At 71.1% G+C, this 16,861-nt stretch carries 22 protein-coding genes; 17 read left to right on the top strand and 5 right to left on the bottom strand.

The annotated features are described in order from the left end of the window. The 4 genes from GT030_RS29450 to GT030_RS29435 all read left to right on the top strand — a co-directional run. Window positions 1-2,020: FtsK/SpoIIIE domain-containing protein (locus tag GT030_RS29450; RefSeq protein ID WP_161203695.1), on the top strand; the 2,020-nt coding region annotated here is incomplete at its 5' end. A gap of 225 nt (window positions 2,021-2,245) precedes the next feature. Then, entirely contained in the window at window positions 2,246-2,728 is a 483-nt protein-coding gene (locus GT030_RS29445) for a hypothetical protein (RefSeq protein WP_161203694.1), read from the top strand. Between the two features lie 3 nt (window positions 2,729-2,731). Next, a complete protein-coding gene (locus GT030_RS29440; RefSeq protein ID WP_161203693.1) occupies window positions 2,732-3,415 on the top strand; it encodes a hypothetical protein in 684 nt (227 codons plus the stop codon). A gap of 247 nt (window positions 3,416-3,662) precedes the next feature. Further along, window positions 3,663-3,956: a hypothetical protein gene (locus GT030_RS29435; RefSeq protein ID WP_161203692.1), complete on the top strand. Its 294-nt coding sequence runs from the start codon at window positions 3,663-3,665 to the stop codon at window positions 3,954-3,956. Between the two features lie 61 nt (window positions 3,957-4,017). Here GT030_RS29435 and GT030_RS29430 read toward each other — a convergent pair whose 3' ends face one another. Both GT030_RS29430 and GT030_RS29425 read right to left on the bottom strand, forming a co-directional pair. Further along, window positions 4,018-4,248 (bottom strand): hypothetical protein, encoded by a 231-nt coding sequence (locus tag GT030_RS29430; RefSeq protein WP_161203691.1) that lies wholly within the window; start codon window positions 4,246-4,248, stop codon window positions 4,018-4,020. A gap of 98 nt (window positions 4,249-4,346) precedes the next feature. Beyond that, complete coding sequence (locus GT030_RS29425) at window positions 4,347-4,955, bottom strand: ParA family protein (RefSeq protein WP_161203690.1); 609 nt, start codon at window positions 4,953-4,955, stop codon at window positions 4,347-4,349. Between the two features lie 267 nt (window positions 4,956-5,222). Here GT030_RS29425 and GT030_RS35905 point away from each other — a divergent pair, with 267 nt between their 5' ends. The 7 genes from GT030_RS35905 (at window position 5,223) to GT030_RS29395 (ending at window position 8,044) form a co-directional block, all read left to right on the top strand. Then, window positions 5,223-5,609 (top strand): hypothetical protein, encoded by a 387-nt coding sequence (locus GT030_RS35905; protein WP_202460710.1) that lies wholly within the window; start codon window positions 5,223-5,225, stop codon window positions 5,607-5,609. Next, on the top strand, window positions 5,606-5,830 hold the full coding sequence (locus GT030_RS29420) for a hypothetical protein (protein WP_161203689.1): 225 nt from the start codon (window positions 5,606-5,608) through the stop codon (window positions 5,828-5,830). Before GT030_RS35905 ends, GT030_RS29420 begins: the two co-directional genes overlap by 4 nt. Next, complete coding sequence (locus tag GT030_RS29415; RefSeq protein WP_161203688.1) at window positions 5,827-6,126, top strand: hypothetical protein; 300 nt, start codon at window positions 5,827-5,829, stop codon at window positions 6,124-6,126. The genes GT030_RS29420 and GT030_RS29415 overlap by 4 nt, the downstream gene beginning before the upstream one ends. A gap of 22 nt (window positions 6,127-6,148) precedes the next feature. Then, a complete protein-coding gene (locus tag GT030_RS29410; RefSeq protein WP_161203687.1) occupies window positions 6,149-6,508 on the top strand; it encodes a hypothetical protein in 360 nt (119 codons plus the stop codon). 24 nt (window positions 6,509-6,532) lie between these two features. After that, window positions 6,533-6,808, top strand: coding sequence for a helix-turn-helix transcriptional regulator (locus tag GT030_RS29405; protein ID WP_161203686.1), 276 nt, complete (start codon window positions 6,533-6,535; stop codon window positions 6,806-6,808). A gap of 202 nt (window positions 6,809-7,010) precedes the next feature. Beyond that, window positions 7,011-7,742, top strand: a complete 732-nt coding sequence (locus GT030_RS29400; protein WP_161203685.1) for a recombinase family protein — start codon at window positions 7,011-7,013, stop codon at window positions 7,740-7,742. A 158-nt stretch (window positions 7,743-7,900) separates the two neighbouring features. After that, the gene (locus GT030_RS29395; protein ID WP_161203684.1) at window positions 7,901-8,044 is read left to right on the top strand and encodes a hypothetical protein; all 144 of its coding nucleotides are present in this window, start codon (window positions 7,901-7,903) and stop codon (window positions 8,042-8,044) included. A gap of 1,221 nt (window positions 8,045-9,265) precedes the next feature. Here the strand turns inward: GT030_RS29395 and GT030_RS29390 are convergent. The 3 genes from GT030_RS29390 to GT030_RS29375 form a co-directional block, all read right to left on the bottom strand. Beyond that, window positions 9,266-11,050, bottom strand: a complete 1,785-nt coding sequence (locus GT030_RS29390) for a hypothetical protein (protein ID WP_161203683.1) — start codon at window positions 11,048-11,050, stop codon at window positions 9,266-9,268. Further along, window positions 11,047-11,991, bottom strand: a complete 945-nt coding sequence (locus GT030_RS29385) for a bifunctional DNA primase/polymerase (RefSeq protein ID WP_161203682.1) — start codon at window positions 11,989-11,991, stop codon at window positions 11,047-11,049. The genes GT030_RS29390 and GT030_RS29385 overlap by 4 nt, the downstream gene beginning before the upstream one ends. A gap of 796 nt (window positions 11,992-12,787) precedes the next feature. Further along, window positions 12,788-13,546, bottom strand: coding sequence for a GntR family transcriptional regulator (locus GT030_RS29375; RefSeq protein ID WP_161203680.1), 759 nt, complete (start codon window positions 13,544-13,546; stop codon window positions 12,788-12,790). 264 nt (window positions 13,547-13,810) lie between these two features. Between GT030_RS29375 and GT030_RS29370 the strand changes: the two genes are divergently transcribed. The 6 genes from GT030_RS29370 to GT030_RS29345 form a co-directional block, all read left to right on the top strand. Next, window positions 13,811-14,248: a hypothetical protein gene (locus tag GT030_RS29370; RefSeq protein WP_161203679.1), complete on the top strand. Its 438-nt coding sequence runs from the start codon at window positions 13,811-13,813 to the stop codon at window positions 14,246-14,248. Beyond that, window positions 14,245-14,409: a hypothetical protein gene (locus GT030_RS29365; RefSeq protein WP_161203678.1), complete on the top strand. Its 165-nt coding sequence runs from the start codon at window positions 14,245-14,247 to the stop codon at window positions 14,407-14,409. Before GT030_RS29370 ends, GT030_RS29365 begins: the two co-directional genes overlap by 4 nt. A gap of 89 nt (window positions 14,410-14,498) precedes the next feature. Then, window positions 14,499-14,714, top strand: coding sequence for a hypothetical protein (locus GT030_RS29360; RefSeq protein ID WP_161203677.1), 216 nt, complete (start codon window positions 14,499-14,501; stop codon window positions 14,712-14,714). Next, window positions 14,714-15,301 (top strand): hypothetical protein, encoded by a 588-nt coding sequence (locus GT030_RS29355; RefSeq protein WP_161203676.1) that lies wholly within the window; start codon window positions 14,714-14,716, stop codon window positions 15,299-15,301. The genes GT030_RS29360 and GT030_RS29355 overlap by 1 nt, the downstream gene beginning before the upstream one ends. Before the next feature lie 23 nt (window positions 15,302-15,324). After that, window positions 15,325-16,506, top strand: a complete 1,182-nt coding sequence (locus tag GT030_RS29350) for a hypothetical protein (RefSeq protein WP_161203675.1) — start codon at window positions 15,325-15,327, stop codon at window positions 16,504-16,506. A gap of 86 nt (window positions 16,507-16,592) precedes the next feature. Then, the coding region (locus GT030_RS29345) for a hypothetical protein (RefSeq protein WP_161203674.1) at window positions 16,593-16,861 on the top strand (269 nt) is incomplete at its 3' end.

Here is a 16,861-nt window from a genome sequence, read left to right as displayed (position 1 = left end):
AGACACCGAGCTGCCCCTGGACCCCACCGGGGACCTCCCGTTCATCCCCGCATGGACCCGCACCCCCGAGGGCCGGAAGGCCGCCGGCAGCCGTGCCGCCCGCCGCGCCCGCCGCGCCGCCCGACGCTGGGCCGCACGGCAGCGCACCGACCGCGGCCACACCGCACAGATCCGCCGCGGCACCCGCCGTACCCACGAGTGGGTAGTGGGCTTCCACGGCGTCCACGTCCAGGCCGCCGCGCACCAGGCGCACACCGCCACCCGAGAGGCCCGCGAAGCTGCCCGCCGCGCCCGGTACACCGTCATGCCGAAGCAGCGGGAGGCCGCCCGCGTCGCCGCCGACCGGGCACAGACCGCCGCCATGTCCGCCGTCCAGGCCCACAAGCAGGCCAAGCGCGAGGTACGCCGCGGCCGCCTGCTGCGCGGCAGCCTCGCCTACGGCACGCCCCTGCTCGCCGACACCGCGGCCGCGCTCGAGTTCGGCGGCATCGGTCTGGCCGGCGGCATCCTCGCCACCCTGTCCGTGGCCGCATGGATCGGCCGGAAGCCGCTCACCGAAGAGTCGTGGGACCTCGAGCGGCGCAGCGTCGGCGACGGCGACCGCATGGACGAGCCGATGTTGAACCGGGCCTACCAGGACGCGAAGGTCATCACGGCCGACCAGGTGCTCACGATGGTTACGCCGTGCATGCCCAGCGCCGACGGGCAGGCGTGGCAAGCCGTGTTCGACCTGCCGTCCGGTATGCCGACCCGGAAGGCCCTGAACGCCAAGGAGTCGATCGCCGGAGCGCTCGGGGTCGCCGTGCAGCAGCTGCACCAGGCGCGCGGGGACCGGGAGGGGCGCATCCATCTGCGGGTGTCTCTCCGACTGCCCTTCACCGGCGGGCCCGTCCAAGGGCCGCTGCTGGCAATGGAGCGGGTCGACATGTGGCAGCCGATCCCGATGGGCGTGAACCTGCGCGGCGAGAGCGTGTGGACGTCGTGGGTCGAACGGTCCGGCCTGTTCGGTGGTGAGCCCGGCTCGGGCAAGTCTGCGGGAGCCAACGACCTGCTGCTGGCCGCCGCCTTGGACCCGACCGTCCGCATGTACCTCGCGGACGGGAAGGCCGGCGCGGACATCACCCCGTTCGAGCCGATCGCCACCATGTACGACACCGACGGCGACCCGGAGAGGCTGCTCGAGATCCTCGAGCACATCTGGACGGCCGAGGTCCCCGAGCGGCGGGCCCTGGCCAAGGAACACGGTTCCCGGAAGCTGACCGCCGACATGGCGGCGAGGGACCCGCGGGTCTGCCAGGCCGTCCTCCTGGTGGACGAGTGGTCCAGCTACGGGGCCGCTGCCGACCGGAAGACCCGTGAGGAGATGGAGCGGCTGCTGAGGCTGATCGTCCAGCAGGGCCGCGCCCTGGGCATCGTCACCCTCGCCGCCACGCAGAAGCCCGACGCGGACTCCGTTCCCACTGGCATCCGCGACATCCTGTCCATCCGCTGGGCCATGCGCTGTCTGACCCCGGAAGCCTCCGACACCATCCTCGGCAGGGGCTACGCCTCGGCAGGGCACAACGCGCAGGAGATCCTCAAGTCCCAGCGCGGCGTCGGCATCTACATGGACGGCGAGGGCGCCGAGCCGGACCTCACCCGCAGCTACTACTACGACGACGACGAGGTGGCCGTCATCCTCGAGCGGGCCTACAAGCTGCGGGCCGACCTCGGCACGCTGCCCGGCTCGGGGCCGACGCTCGCCGACCAGCTGCGCGGCCGTGGGGTGGATGGCCAGATCCTCGCCGCCCTGCTCGACGCGTTCGACCGGCACGGCGAGGCCGTCGACTGGCTGCCCGGCTCCGTCCTGCTCGACGCCGTGAGGGCCGCCGGGCTCGACGTCACCCCGGAGCGGCTGGCCGCCCTGGTCGTCCGCTCCGACGCCGACAAGCGCAAGCGGGAGTGGGAGGGCAGCCGGGTGGCCGGCTACCCCCGCGCCCTGGTCCTGGACACCGGCCGCCGGTACCTCGAGCGCCCCTGACACCCGGACACACCCCGGACGGCTGCCCCGTTTGCCCAGGTCTGACCCCGGACGGGGCGGCCGCCGACCCGGACCCGGAACCCCAGACCCGGACCCGCACCGTCCAGGTCTCCTCGCTCCCCGTCCGGGTGCCGTCCACCCCCTGACCTGCATCGATGCCCGACCCGTCCGGGCAGTGTCCAGGTCTCCCCACCCTCCCAAACCGGAACATAAGGACTGCGAATCATGGACGCTCGCCAGACCGCCAACGACCAGGCCCGCGCCTTCCTCGCCGACGTGGAGGACGCCCTCGCCCCCGCCGTGCCGACCTCCTACCGCGACGACACCCTCCCGGCGCAGTCCACGGTCGGAACCACCCCGCCCGTCCCCCAGCCCGGCCGCCCGGCCATGTCCCAGCGCGCCACCGACGCCAGTGCGCTGATGCTGGCCGCCGGCGTCGCCTCGGTGCCGATCGGAGGCGTGGCCTCCCTGTTCGTCTACACGCTCGGGCAGGTCGACCCGACCACCCTCGCCATTGCCGCGGCCGCGCCCGCCACGATCGCCCTGCCGATCCTCGCGCTGTGCCGTCTCGCCGGCCGCGCCCGGCAGGTGGTGGAAGCCGCGCCGCCGATCGTCCACCAGCACTACGCCGGACCGGTCGACCAGCGCACCGTCACCGCCACCGCGCGCGGCCTGGTGGCCCGTAGCCGCGGCGAGATGAAGGGCTGACCGATGGACACCACACCGGACCTGAAACTCATGGGCGTCACCGAGGTCAACGGCCAGCCTCTCGCCTGCGGCGGCTGCGGCAACACGTTCTCTCTCGAGGTCCACCGGCACCTGGTGCTGGAGACGGCTCCCGCCTGGATCTCCTGCCTCTCCTGCGGCCGGGGCGAGGACTCCCCCACCGTGACCAACGGCCTGGTGGACGCCGCGCTCGCCGCCCGCACCGGCCGGGCCCGCGCCGAGGACCGCGACCTGTTCACCGCTCAGTGGCGCGGCATCGTGATGACCGGCGAGCTGGTCCCCGAGCTGGTGATGGACGACATGGTGACGCTGGCCGAGCTGCTGAAGCGGGAGACCACCAAGACCGCGAAGGCATGGGGCAGGGCGCAGAAGCGGGAGGCCAAAGCCCTCGTGAAAGTGCGGACTGACGCTCTGTCCGGGGCGGTCCGGGACCGCGCACGGTCGGCCGTGGGCGGGGCGAAAGCGGCCGCGCTGGGTGCGGCCTGGCAGCTACAGACCGGAGGAGCGGGCCCAGCCAAGAGCGTCCGGCCGAAGCAGCGACGCTGCCGGGTGAAGGGCTGCAAGCGCGGCATGCTCACCATCAAGACCCGCGTCCACTCCACCACCGGCAAGACGCAGACCGTCAAAGTGCCATGCGCCGTCTGCGGCCGCACGGGGGGTGGGAAGTGATGGCCCGTCGCATCAAGCCCCGCGCACCGAAGCGCGCACCCGCGGCCAACGTGTCCGGGCAGCTCGGACTGTTCGGCAGCGAGGAGCCATGGCAGCCCACCGGGTGCCGCTGCTGGCCCGTCGACAACCGCGGCTGCGGCCACTGCCGACCGTGCTCAACCTGCCAGGACTGCGGCCAATGCGCCGGCCCCGGCTGCTCCTGCCAATGCGAAGACGACTGACCCCCTGACCCGAGAGGATCGACACCATGACCGACGCCCGATGCCCCGCCGCCCACCCGGAGGACCCGACCCCGTGCGACGGCCCGCCCGTCGTCACCGTGCTGGACGCCCACAACGCCGGCGCCAACGGCTGCGAGCACCACGGCGCACGGCTACTCGCCTCCCTCGAGGGCGGCCGCGTCTACCCCTTGCCCGACGCACCCGAGGGCTCCGCCATCCGCACCTTCAAGGCGGCCGCCGACCTGCGCCCGTTCCCGTGGCGCGGCGACGCCGAGCAGGCCGCCCCGTCGCTGCCCAGCATCGTGGACAGCCTCCACTGACCACCCCCGGACAACCGAGCGCCCCCGCCGACTGCCACGGCGGGGGCGCTGCTGTCTGTGCCTACTGCTGCCGGGCCCGCAGCTCCTCCATGACCGCCCGCACCACCGGCCGGGCCATCTCCACATCGTCCGGATTGCTGGTCAGCAGCTCCACCAGGATGCGCACCACCTCAGCCGCCGGAACGTCCGCCACGTCCAACTGACCGGCAGCCCACCCCGACCAGCTCTTGAGCCTGCGATGCAAGGCCGGCTGCATGTCCACCGTCACCCGCACCGGCTTCGTCCGAACCACCGACGCCCGCCTCACCGGCGCCGCACCCTCGCCCCGGTTCCGTCCCTCGAGGGCCCGGTCCATCCGCGCCGCACGATCCGCCGCCGTCTCCCGCGCCATCACTTACCCGTCCTCTCCAGCAGCTCGGTCGCCAGCTGGTCATACGCCGTGTTCTGCTCAGGCTCCGCACCGAACGACTGTGCGAATACCTCCAAGCGCGGGATAGCCGTCGACAGCACGTCGTAGCCCTGCCTGGTCAGCGAGCGGCGAGCCGCCGGTCCTGACGCCGCACCCGACACCACACGGGTCAGCAGGACGCAGGTCTGAGCGTCGGGCCGCCGCACGTCCTCCAAGTCCTCCAGCAGGTCCGCCATGGGGGCCATGCGGTCCAGCTCAATCGGCGTGGGCGCCACCGGCAGGAGCAGCACGTTCGCCCACCGCATCGCCGACCGGGCGATCGGCGCATGGTCCTCCACCTGCGGCACGTCGGCGATCACCACATCGGCGGCCAGGTCATCAGCCCGGCGGTGGAAGTCCTTCACCGGCAGGCCGGCCAGCTTGAAGGGGAAGCCCCCGGCCTGGTCAGACCACTCCATCGCAGAGGCCCCTGGGTCGGCGTCGGCGAGGGCGACGGAGTAGCCACGGCGGTGGAAGGCGTAGGCCAGCCACACGGCTGACGTTGTTTTCGCCGTCCCAGGCTTCAAATTGACGAGCGCGATTCGCAGCATGCGCCGGACGGTACCTGCGTGCAGTAGTGCAGTAAGCACGGACCCACTGCATGCCGTGAATCCGTATCTGATATGGCCCTGACCTGCGGCAACGCGCCCGTACTGCATGCAGTAGTGCAGTACCTCAGTGCAGTACCGCAGTGCTTCCGTGACGCAGTGCCTACTGCACTCCGTACCTACGGGATGCAGTAGCCCAGGGGCACCATTTGAAAGTAAGGTGAGATCATCGATTCACCTTTGAATCGAAGGGCGGAGGAGTGGCCACAGATGACCACGATTGACCTGGACGCGAGATCCCGCGTCGCCCTGCTGCTCGCCACCGGGACCACCTCCGACAAGGCCGGCGAGACGGTCGGCGTCTCGGGTCGCACAGTCCGCAGGTGGCGCGAAGACCCCGCATTCGAGGCACAGGTGCAGGACGCCCGGCGGACCATCCTCGCCGAAGCCGTCGCCGCCCTCGGTGCCGCAGCGAGGGACGCCGTGGCCGCACTCCACGCCGCCCTCAGCGAGACCAACCCGAGCATCCGCATCCGCGCGGCAGCCACCATCATCAGCGCCCTTCCCGGCCTCGCCGAGCACGCCGAGCTGAACGACCGGCTGGCGCGGCTCGAGGCCGCCCTCACGCCCGACTCTGACGGAAGGACCGTCGCGTGAACCGTCATCTCGGGATGCGCCTGGCACGCCTCGAAAACCAGATGGGTACCGGCCCCGACCTCGCAGGAGAAACCGAGCGGTACGGCGCCCCTCTCTGGTCCGCGACCGGCACCCGCGCCTACGGGCAGGACACCCCGGACGGCGCCCAGTTGGCGATCGTCAGCCCTCACGGCTCGGTCGTGTACGAGGTGGCCGGGGTCAGCCTGGGAGACCTGTCGTGAACCGACGACTGACCGCACGCCTCACCCGGCTGGAGGACGCCACCCCCAAGCCCACCGACGGGCCCTGGTGCGCCCACCACGGCCCTGCCTGCGGCATGGGAACGGTGGCACTGCCCGAGGTCTACACGCTCGTCGTCCGGGCCCGGCAGCGACTCGGCATGCCAGCACCGCCCTTGGACCAACACCGCGAGATGACCCCGGCCGAGCGCCGCCAGTGGGACGCCGAAGTGGGCGAGGCACTGGCAGCAGCGAGGGCGCACAACGAGCAGCTCGAGGCCGAACTACGCACGCCCTGACCCACCACTGAGGGAGAACACCATGTCGAACGTCAACCGTCCCGTCACCCCGTCCGCGGCTGCCCACGCGCAGCGAATCCGGGAGCGGGAGAGCGGGGAGCAGAAGCCGCCGGCGGCCGGGCAATCAACGCCCGAGCTGTACGCGCAGAGGATCTTGCCCAGCTACAAGCGCGACGAGGAACTCCGCGAGCAGGCCCGTCTCAACGAGCTGCGAGCACGCGGCCAGTGGGTGCCCGGCGACCAGGAGGACGACGACCTCGAGGACGACCAGGAGCAGGAGGAGCCCGCGGCCGCCGTCGACCCGACCGACAACCCCGAACGTCGGTCCGCGCGGGCAGCGTGGCGGTCTGCCCGCTTCGGTGGCGGGTTCCTCGCCCTCTAAGTCCCGAGCCTCTGAAAGGACCCCATGGAACGCGAACGCCGCACCATGCCCGCCGACGTCGGCCGGCTGCTCCAGGACGCCCGGCTCCGGGCCGGTCTACGGCTGCGGGAGGCCGCCGGGGTGGTCGGCATCTCCCACTCGTACCTGGTCCGGCTCGAGGCATGCCTCCGGGCGCCCTCCCGGACCGTGGCGGTGCTGCTGGCCGACGCGCTCGCCCTCACCCCGGAGGAGCGGGCCCGGCTGCTCGAGGTCGCCGTCACCGACGCCGGCCGCGACTACCCCGGCCGGAAGGCAGCCTGACTGCCCACCAGGCGCCGCCCGGATTGTCGGCCGGGCTGTCGCGCACCTCTAGCACTTTCGCGCGCCGGACCGCCTCACGGGAGCAGCCGCAAGGGCTACTGCCCTATTTGGTGCGGTTTCTGACGGTCCCCTAGGACACCGTCGCTCTGTGTCGTCCTGAACTCCTTAAACTAAACGGTCGATTGGTATAAGATCCTGAGTCATGGAGACCAAGGGCACCACTCGGAAGACCACCCGCCGCCGTCCTACTCGTGAGGCCAACCTCGCCGTTGGCTACCTCCGGGTGTCGACCGGGGAGCAGGTGCAGTCCGGCGCCGGCCTGGACGCGCAGCGCGCCGAGATCGAGCACACCGCTGCCATGCGCGGCCTGACGATCGGTGAGTGGTTCGTAGACGAGGGCGTCTCGGGCAGCGTCGCCCCCATGCAGCGCCCGCAGCTCGCCGCCGCGCTGGAGGCCCTGCGCACTGGCCCGGCAACGTGGCTGCTGTTCCGCCGGTCCGACCGGGTGGGGCGCAAGGCATCCGATCTGCTCGCCCTACGGGACCGCGCCGACGCCGAGGGCTGGCAGCTCGCCGCCGCGGACGGCTCCGTCGACAACTCCACCCCGCACGGGCGTCTCATGTTCACGCAACTCGCCGGATTCGCTGAGTTCGAGCGCGACCTCATCAAGTCCCGGACCCGTGAGGCATTGGCCGCCCGGCGCGCTGCCGGGGTCAGGCTCGGTCGTCCTGCCACGCTGCCCGCCGAAGTCGTCGCCCGGATCGTCCAGGAGCGAGAGGCCGGCCGCGGCTGGTCGGCCATCGCCACCGCCCTCACCTCCGAGGGCGTACCCACCGCACGCGGCGGAGCCAAGTGGTACCCGGCCACCGTGCAGAAGGTCTACAACGGCCAGGACGCCGCCCAGCACCGCGCAGAGGCACCCACCACCGCCTGACCCCCCGTTACGCCCGCAGAGGCCCGCTGGCACCACGCCGTGCGGGCCTCAGTCGTCCCTGAGCGCGCGCCAAGTGGTCGACCATGCACAGACCCAAGAGCCCCGCACCTAAGAGGGCAGTCCTCGGCATCCCGCCGGGCCACCCCAAGGGGATTCGCTTGCTGAAGAACCGCCGCACCCGCCGCCTGCTCAACCGCTGCGCCCTCGCCGTCCTGCTCGGTGCCGCCGGTGGAGCGGGCAAGGTCATCGGGAGCGCCGTAGCCGCCGCTGCTCTGCCCTTCCTCGCGGGCATGCTGGGCTGACGCCGGACCGGGCGAGGGCCGATGGCTGCCCTCGCCCGCACCGGGTTTCTGGACTTTCTGGACCCCCTTACGCGCGCACCCGCGCGAACGGCACCAGTGACCGGTCACTGGCAGCTCCCCTCGGTGCGACTGGCACCCGGCTCTCTGAGCTGCGCAGAGGTACGTCGGTGGAACCCGTGAGACCGTCCTACGCGCACGCGTGCGGGACCGGGCTCAGGCAGGGCGGCGTTACCCATCTGAGTAGGCCCCGAAGTCCTAGCCCAGACACCAGGGAGCAAGTAACCCGCCGGTAGGTTCCGGGGCCGAGTAACGTCCTACGCGGGCGCGCACGGGACCGTCTCTCAGCTACCGCCACGCGGTCCGAGCGGCCGCCGACCACCCGGCGGCACCGGCCGCACCCTGACAGGCTCAGAGACAAACTCCTGCACCCACTCACCGGCCGCTGCCCTCTCGGCAGCCGTCCGCGCCCGCGGGTCCCGCTCCACAGGCTCAGGAACATCGGGACCAGCACCCAGAGAACGTCGTCGCGCATTCACCGGCACAGTCTGCACCGCCCACCGCACCGCTCTCCGACCACCACACCTCGGGGACCGGTCCACACCCCCCTCGCGCGCACGCGCGGGCAACTGCTCAATGACCAACGCCCCCACCACCAACCGCCGCGCGACCCGCCACGCCATGAGACCCGCCTCGCGGAAGTCCAGCGCTGTCGTCTGCGAGTCAGGACAGAGCGGAGCGGCTACGCCGCACGACCCTCGAGCCGCGGCCGCCGTCGCAGGCGAGCCCAGTCTCCGGAGCGCGCGGGGGTGGGTGGCTGTTCTGAGGCTTCCCACCCCCCGGCGCAGCTTGCCGACGGTCCGGTCGTAGGCCGAGTGCAGCTAAGAAAGTGAGACAGAAGAAGAATCCTCAAGAGAGAAGAGATACCCGCAATACCCGCAATACCCGCAGATACCCAGGTCAGAGCCGTGCGGGTATGTGAGTTGATCTTGAGATGAGATACCCGCCTTACCCGCAGGTGCGGGTATCCCCGCATCCCCGCATCCCCGCGTCCTGGGATACCCGCAGGCATACCCGCACGCCCGGTGACCTGGGGTTATGCGGGTATGCGGGTATCTGCGGGTATGTTCAGCCGCTCCCTGCCCCCTCGCATGGAGAAAAATGCGCGCGGGTAGCACAGAGCCCCCGGCCGGCGGTCGGCGCGGGGGCTCTGAGAGAAGGGCGTCAGGTCTGAGGGCTGGCGGCCGGGTTGTGCTCAACCCACCACAGATTGACCTTCGCGTGTTTGTCGTAGCGGCGCCTGAGCCGGTACTCCCCGAAGTGGCGGCCCTCCCGAGCCTTGAGCCAGTGACCCAGCTGCTTCACCGAGGGCAGGAACTTCCCACCCTCCCGCGGGAGCACCTCCGATAGCGGCCCCGCGGTGTTGCCGTAGCCGCTCGGGTCCGGGAGCGACTGAGCTGCCTCGAGGACGGTTTTGGAGGTGACCTCCGCGCTCTCGAACTGCTTGTACCAACGGGCGAGGAACGCGCCCCACTCGATGGCGTCTTCGTCGCCGTCCTGCATGTGTTCCTCGCGGCTCTCCAGCCAGCCGGCCACCCCGAGGAACTCGAGGATGCCGCCGAGCACAGACGGCCACCGGCCGAACGATGCAATGGAGTGGGAGGAACGGGGCATCCCTCGGGCCGCCCATCCGGCGAGCAGCACCAGGACGGCATGGAGTACATCGGCCGCATGGTTGGGGAGCCACTGCTCGAGGTCCCCGAGGACGAAGTTGTCAGCGTTCCGGAGGTCGGGCCTTACGGCAGGATCGAGCACGGACCAGAACACCCGGCGCGCCATGTCGTCACCGGTGCTCAGTCCGTTGCCGTTCACGATCCACAGTCGGCCGTTGGGCACGCTGGCCATCCTGCTCTGACCGAGGATGCGTGCATTCCAAGTCCGCGCCGTCGCCAGCTCGGACAGGACGGGGAAGCGCACCGTGTGCCCGTTGGGCAGGTTGTCGAAGATGACGACGGGGTTCGCCGTGCCCGTCAGCACAGACGTGATGACCTTGCCCATCTCGGAGTTGTCGGCTGCCCAAGTTGACCGCCCGGCGCCGTAGAGGGCCTCCAGGATGGTGACCAGCAGGCTCTTACCGCTGCCCGGGTTGGTGGCCGACAGCATGTATACGGGCATGGGGTCGTCAACCAGAACCCGGAGCGGAGCGAAGAACAGGGAAGCCAGGTACGACGCCTTGTCGGCCTCGGTCTGCCATGGGAAGTCAGCCAGCAGCTGCTCCACGATCAGGGTGCGGGCCTTGTTGAGTTCTTCGGCGGTCGGGTTGGCCGGCACATCACGGAGGACGTGCCGAGGCTCGTAGAAGTACCCCGTCTTCTCGTGGAAACCGGGGCGGAGCTGGAAGGTGCCGTCCGGCAGCAGCAATGGCACGGATGAGATGCCCTTGAGAACCGGAAGGTCCCAACGGGTCTTCGCCAGCGCCACGGACGCGATACGGGTAGGCAGCAGTACGGACGTGACGATTTCGTCTCCGTCGTTGGTGACGCGGGTCTTGATGACGTCGGCCTGGTTGATGAACGTCAGGGTCAACCCGTTGGGGTCCAGGGGGACGAATGTGGGGCCGGTGGCGTCCCGGCCGACCTGAGCGGGTCCGGCGCCGTAGAGGTAGACGTCGGGGATGCTGCCGGCCTCCAGTACGTCGATGACGGATTGGACGGCGTCCGGTTCGCTGCTCACGTCGATAGTGGGTCGGCCGCCGACGGAGCGCGGTCGCGTCCGGGCACGCTCGCGCTCAGCCTTCGCGGCGTTCTTCGCGGCCTTCGCCTCTTCGGCACGCTGCCGGGCGCGGGCCTTCGCTTTCTTGATGTCGGCGGCCGGAGCGCCGTCGGCCTCGAGCTTCGCCGCGTGTGCGCGGGCCTCGGACGCCCGCCGCTCAAGCTCGGCAGGGGACGGCTTGGCTTCCTCCACCGGAGGGGCGGCCGGGTGAGGGAGAACCTGGGCAGCAGTGCTCACGCGGCACCTGCCCCGTGGCCGACGAGACCGCGCTCCCATCCGGAGCGGATCGTGCGCAGCGCCTCCCGCTCACTCTGCCCCGAGCGCAGAGCAGCGGCGAGCAGCTGCTCCCGCACGGTCGTCTCGGTCAGCACGGCCGGGGCCGTGGCGTGCAGTTCCCCGAGACGCCGAGCGGCAGCGAACAGACGCCGGTTCCGCTCACCTTCGGCGGCCTGGGCCACGTCTTCGGCTGCTCCCTCGAGGGCCGCGCCTGCGTACCGCTCCGCGCGGTCGGCGGTGGGCAGCACCCTGACGGGTGCCGGCGGCCGGGGAGGAGCAGCGGGTGGAGCGGCAGGGCGCAGCAGCTCGAGCAGCCACTCCGGGAGTTCCTGCGGCAGCACGTCCGGAGCGCTCACCCGCTGGTACGGGCGCCCTTGTGCCGTGCTGTAGGACCCGGCCGCGATGATGTAGCCGCCGACCCCGCGCACGTCCACCAGCGGTCCGAGGTGGGGTGCCGTGGGGCCCTCACCCGTGGCGCAGCCGATCAGCGGCCCGTCCTCCGGCTGCTGGAAGTACAGATGCGCACCCGGAACGGGCTTCCCGACCGAGGGCGATTCCGTGGTGTAGGTCTCCGGCAATTCAGCGCCGGCCTCTCGGGCGAGCCGCTCCAGGACGTCGTACCCGTGCATGCATCCGGCCCACCGGCCCTCCAGCGGTGGCATGTCGGGCTTGGGTGCGTCCAGGTCGATGACGACCAGGCCGCGGCCGTCGGCACCGCGTCCGGTGAGCAGTCCGACGTGGGCCCGCTTGAATCGGCCGGACCACCAGGCCCACACCTGCTCAGGGTCGGAGAACTTGGCCAGCTGCTCCGCCGAGGCGTCCCGGCCGAAGCCAGGGACCAGGGCGCCCTTGTCGGTGCGCGAACACGGGATCACCGGCACACCGCGAGCGAGCCACGTCATGGCCACGGACCGCTGGTGACTGGTCATGTCTACGGGCGGCCGCGTGGACGCCGTGTCCACATTTGAGCCGCCGCGCGGGGTGGGTAGCTGCTTGTCAGCAGGTGCGCTGACCTGCGGGTTATGCGTCACAACTGCGCCTCTTCGTTGAGGTAGAGGGCAGCCACCGCGTGGACACTTGAGGGGCCCGGACCTCCCGACATAGGGAGGGATTGGCTACTCTGGCGATGCACGCCACTGATAAGTGCATCGCTTCCGTGTCCTCGCCGGGTGGCTGCCCGACGGACTAGGATTCCCGGAATGCGCCTCATGAGGGCCCACCGCGCCAACGGTGGGTCCTCAGCGCATTTCTGCACTAGGCAGAGGCCGGGAGGTTCGACTGCTCGCTGTTGAGTTCTGAGCTGTGGATTCGGATGAGCCGACCTGTGGGGCCGACCCTTCGCATCCGCAGCTGACCACTCAGAGCCCAGCGGGTGGCGGTCCGGGTGGAGACGCGGAAGTGGTCCGCGACTTCACGCACCGTCAGCCACTCCGCCTCTTGGCCGTTTTCCATCGTTACCTCCTATGGCACTTGTGCCTCAAATGACAGTAGCGGCGGTGTCAAAAAGTGTTCCCCCCGCTCCCTCTGGCCTGGGGTGGCGTCCCTGTCTCACCGCTACCTCCCTGAACGTCTGTGGCGGGAATCCTGTTACACCTCATGGACGGAGTGAGGGCCCGAAGCGTTACAGGTCCTCCGTCGCAGAGCGCTCACTCTGGCACTTTCTGGCGCTGCCGGATCTTGGGGGCTGCAATCCGCAGCTCAGCCCGTGATGTTGAGCGTGACGCGGTGGTGAAGAGGCGCGGTGGTCACGGTCACGACCACGGTCTGACCCTCGCCGTCGCGCGAGATGCCGACGATTCGGAAGGCCGGGGTGCCCTCGGGTACACCCAGCGCGTCGGCCGCTGCCTTGTCCATCGGTTCGGTGGTGATGACGACTTCCGTCCCGGCCACGTCCCAGCCCAGCCAGTCGGCCATGCGGACGCCGTGCGGCGGACGGACGGGCGCCGCGCCCACCGGGGCGAGCATCGGCGGGATGCCGTCGTACCCCTCGGGGGTCCGAGCAGCGAGGGTGTACGGCAGCACGGTGAGCTTGTGCTGGACGGGCGCCCCGTCGACGGACCGGATACGGGTCCGCTCGACCACGGACGAACCCTCCGGGATACCCCATGCGTTCATGTCGTCGGTGGCGGTGATCTGGCGGACGAGCGTCGTCTCCTCCGCGGCGTCGCCCCCGGAGGTAGGCCGCCATGCCTGTGCGCCTTCTGCGCCGAGGTCGGGCGGGGTGAAGTGCCCCAGGTGAGCGTCTGCCTGACGGCCGGCCGTCACGGTGGTGCCGCTCCTGCGGTCCGTGCGGACTAGCCCCAGAGCGGCCAGAACGGAGTAGGCCGACGCTGCCGTCTGCTGGCTCACGCCGTACTGCTCGGCCAGCTCGCGCACGGTCGGCAGCCGACTGCCGTAGGGGTGCTGACCTGTGGCGATCTCCTTGCGGATGGCCGCTGCGATCGTGTTGGCGTTCATGTTGGGCTCTCCCCTCCGTGTGTCTTTCGTGCCGTCAGGCTAGCAGTGTCAAGCGAAAGAATCCCGTGCCCTGACACAGAGTTCGTCTAGTTTCCATCTGTCTTGACACAGCATCAGGGGCGCTCTACCTTCAGACCGTCAGACCCTCCCGAGAGCACGCCTCTTGGGCGGTCCCGGATGCAGAACGGCCCCCAGTGGTTGCACACCGGGGGCCGTGCCCGGACCGCTAGGGCCCGCGTCGGATCGCTGTGAAGGAGCGACCCAATGACGAACGGTACTGCCGCCCCGATCGGGGCATTCACCCGCCTCACCAACGACCAGCCCATCAGCATCCCGGCAGTCGGCCTCTACCTGGCGTCCGTCGGATACACCGAGGCGCTCCGCATGCCGGACCCCGCCCGCACCCTGGACACGATGTGCGACACCGTCGCCGAGATCATGCCTGACCTGTGCAAGGTCGTGGCGGCCGAGGACGGCGGGGAGTTCGCCGAGGAGCTGCGAGCCGCGACCACCGTGCGGCTGCGGGCGTACTCCGCGATAGAGCACGCCCGCGCCGACGTCGGCGACGGCTACAACTTCGTCTTCGACCTGCTGGCTGAGTCACTGGACAAGGGCGGCGACCCGGACCACATCCGGACGGCCGCCGCCGACGTCCCCGGCCGTATCCGCGCCCTCGCCGAAGCCGCCGGCGGTGCCCGATGAGCGACCACGAGAAGACGAAGGACGCGCTTCCCACTCGCCCGCGCGGCGGCCACCCCTACCTGTACGGCGCCGTCTGCTTCCTGACGGACGACGAGCGCGAGGACCTGTCCCGGAAGGTCGCCGAGGTCAACGACCGCTCCCGCAAGGGCTCCGGCAAGTGACCGCCCGCTGACCGGCTGCCCGATCCGCCCGTCTCGCACGGGCGGTGAGGAGAACTGGCGCAGCACCACCCCACCGTCCACCCCACCACTTGAGTGAGGTCACCGTGTTCCGTCACCCCGCCGCCCGCTGGCTGCTCCTGGCCGCCGTCCTGGTCGTCATCGGTGTCTGGCCCGCCGCCGTCGCCCCGGTCGTGTGGGCGTCCGCCGGCGCCGACACCGTCCTGGCCGCGATCCCCGGCCCGGTCCTCGCCGCCATCGCCGCCCTCGTCTACCTGCTCCACCGGTCCCCGAAGGCGGCCGCGTAATGCGCCGCAAGCTGAAGATCCGCGCGACTCGCCGCCGCTGGGTTGCCGCCCGCACGCTGCCCGAACTCGGTGACCTGATGGCCCTGTGGCTCGAGGGCGAGTTGCCCTTCAGCCCCGGCTACGGGGGCGGCCCCGACGAGGAGACCACCGAGCTGATCCCGGCTCTCGTGGCCGCGAACCGGGCCGGGTTCCTCACCGACCAGTCCCAGCCCGGCTACGACGGACCCGGCTTCGACCGGATGCGCTGGCAGCAGCGCGCCGCCGTCTCCGGCCTGGTCGGTGACGAGGAGCTGCTGAACCGCCTACGCCGTGCCGCCGAGTCCGCCGGCCTGCTGGTGCTCATCTCCCACCCGCGGCTGCTGCCGCACGGCAAGGGAGCCATCTGCACCACTCGCGGGTTCCGCCCGCACACCGCGTTCGGCGAGTACATGCCGCCCCGCCTCCTACGCCACATCTGGCGTGGCATCAGCCGGGCCGCCATGTCGGACGTGCTGAACGCCTGGCAGGTGTGCCTCATCGACCCGGAGATCGGCCGCAATGACCGGCTCTGGCCGCTGCTGGCCGACACCTTCGCCACCACCGCCTGACCACCGGAAAGGAACCGACCCCGATGGACTGGAACGAGCAGAGGCGCCAGGACAAGGCCGCCGCCGCCGACCAGAAGCGCAAGGACGCCGACGCCGCCGCCGCCCGCGCCATGCAGATGCGGGCTGCCGAGGATGAGCGCCGCCGCGCCAACCGGCAGGCGGACAAGGCCGAACGCCGCGCCGAGCAGCAGCAGGCCCGCCGCGACAAGAAGGACCGCCGCCGCGAGCGCATGCAGTCCTGGACGAAGAACACCCGCCCCGGCGTGGTCTACCAGCGGGGCACCCTCGCCCTGGTCACCGCGTCCGCGCTGGCCTCCCTGCCCGCGCAGGTCAAGCACTTCGTCTCCATCTCCGAAATGCTGCTGCCGCTCCCGTTCGCGCTCGAGGGCGCGGCCTGGGTGATGGCGGCCGGTGTCGCCTACGCCGACGAGAAGGGGCTCCCCGCCTGGGTGCGCTGGCTGCTGCGCGCTCTGTCCATGGCCGCTGCCGGGTACGCCGCCACGATCAACTACCAGTACGGCGCGCACATCGACCCGACCGCCGGGTACGGCCTCGCCGCGGTGACCCTGCTGGGCCCGCTGTTCTTCGAGGTCCGCCAGTGGGTCACCACGCTCACGGTGGACGCGGGGGAGCGGAAGCGGCGAGCAGAGGAGAAGGCGCGTGCCGAGCACGACAAGCGGCGTCGCAGCCACCACAAGGACGTCGTGACCGTGGCGGAGCGACTCGTGTCCGCCGCCCCGTTCGGCGCGCTCGACTTCGAGACCGCGTTCGCCGCCGCGTGGGAGATCCGGCACGGCACCCGCGCCACCGGCCTCACCCCGGAGCTGCACCTGGAAGCCGCCCGCTCCCACCACTCCCTGACCCAGGCACTCGCCGAGACCGGCATGTCCGGAGAGGCCGCCGAGGTGGAACTCCTCCTCGCCGACCTGTTCGGGCCCGGCCGCCCCGACGGCGGTGACCACGGCGGCGCCTCAGCGCGGGGTGGAAGGCCCCCGAAGGGTCCCGCCGGAGGTATGGGCACGGCCACCGCCACCGCCCCGGAGAAGAGCGCACAGGGCGCCGCATCGTCGCAGGTCGACGCCCATCTGTCCCCCCGCAGCAAGCCCACTCCGCCGAAGCGCCGCAGGGGCGACTCCCCGAAGTTCTCTCCGCTCGCCCGCAAGGCCGCCAGCCGTGAGGCCAAGGACCGCCAGAGCAAGCCGTAGCGATGGCTCGGGGGCGGGCTCACCGACCAAGACTCGCCCGCCCCCTCTCCACTCCTCAGCCCTACAGACCAGGGAGCACACCCAGCATGTCCGACACCATCCGCCGACCCGACGCCGACTCCCCGGCCGCGCAGCTGGTCGACCTCGCCAAGGAGCGCGCCGCCCGCACCCCGGACGCCCCGGTCGTGTCTGGCATGCCAGACACCGAGCTGCCCCTGGACCCCACCGGGGACCTCCCGTTCATCCCCGCATGGACCCGCACCCCCGAGGGCCGGAAGGCCGCCGGCAGCCGTGCCGCCCGCCGCGCCCGCCGCGCCGCCCGACGCTGGGCCGCACGGCAGCGCACCGACCGCGG

Origin of the sequence: Streptomyces sp. SID1328, assembly GCF_009865595.1 — a bacterium.
GTDB lineage: Bacteria > Actinomycetota > Actinomycetes > Streptomycetales > Streptomycetaceae > Streptomyces > Streptomyces griseoluteus.
The sequence above is the reverse complement of the archived record's forward strand: the minus strand, read 5'-3'. Positions and strand labels throughout refer to the sequence as shown.

Bases quoted from the DNA above. Each gene is read 5' to 3' on its own strand.
- GT030_RS35905 (WP_202460710.1), top strand. From the start codon at position 5,223: ATGACCACGATTGACCTGGACGCGAGATCCCGCGTCGCCCTGCTGCTC.
- GT030_RS29370 (WP_161203679.1), top strand. From the start codon at position 13,811: ATGACGAACGGTACTGCCGCCCCGATCGGGGCATTCACCCGCCTCACC.
- GT030_RS29375 (WP_161203680.1), bottom strand. From the start codon at position 13,546: ATGAACGCCAACACGATCGCAGCGGCCATCCGCAAGGAGATCGCCACA.
- GT030_RS29365 (WP_161203678.1), top strand. From the start codon at position 14,245: ATGAGCGACCACGAGAAGACGAAGGACGCGCTTCCCACTCGCCCGCGC.
- GT030_RS29445 (WP_161203694.1), top strand. From the start codon at position 2,246: ATGGACGCTCGCCAGACCGCCAACGACCAGGCCCGCGCCTTCCTCGCC.
- GT030_RS29385 (WP_161203682.1), bottom strand. From the start codon at position 11,991: ATGACGTGGCTCGCTCGCGGTGTGCCGGTGATCCCGTGTTCGCGCACC.
- GT030_RS29350 (WP_161203675.1), top strand. From the start codon at position 15,325: ATGGACTGGAACGAGCAGAGGCGCCAGGACAAGGCCGCCGCCGCCGAC.
- GT030_RS29355 (WP_161203676.1), top strand. From the start codon at position 14,714: ATGCGCCGCAAGCTGAAGATCCGCGCGACTCGCCGCCGCTGGGTTGCC.
- GT030_RS29425 (WP_161203690.1), bottom strand. From the start codon at position 4,955: ATGCTGCGAATCGCGCTCGTCAATTTGAAGCCTGGGACGGCGAAAACA.
- GT030_RS29405 (WP_161203686.1), top strand. From the start codon at position 6,533: ATGGAACGCGAACGCCGCACCATGCCCGCCGACGTCGGCCGGCTGCTC.
- GT030_RS29435 (WP_161203692.1), top strand. From the start codon at position 3,663: ATGACCGACGCCCGATGCCCCGCCGCCCACCCGGAGGACCCGACCCCG.
- GT030_RS29440 (WP_161203693.1), top strand. From the start codon at position 2,732: ATGGACACCACACCGGACCTGAAACTCATGGGCGTCACCGAGGTCAAC.
- GT030_RS29400 (WP_161203685.1), top strand. From the start codon at position 7,011: ATGGAGACCAAGGGCACCACTCGGAAGACCACCCGCCGCCGTCCTACT.
- GT030_RS29410 (WP_161203687.1), top strand. From the start codon at position 6,149: ATGTCGAACGTCAACCGTCCCGTCACCCCGTCCGCGGCTGCCCACGCG.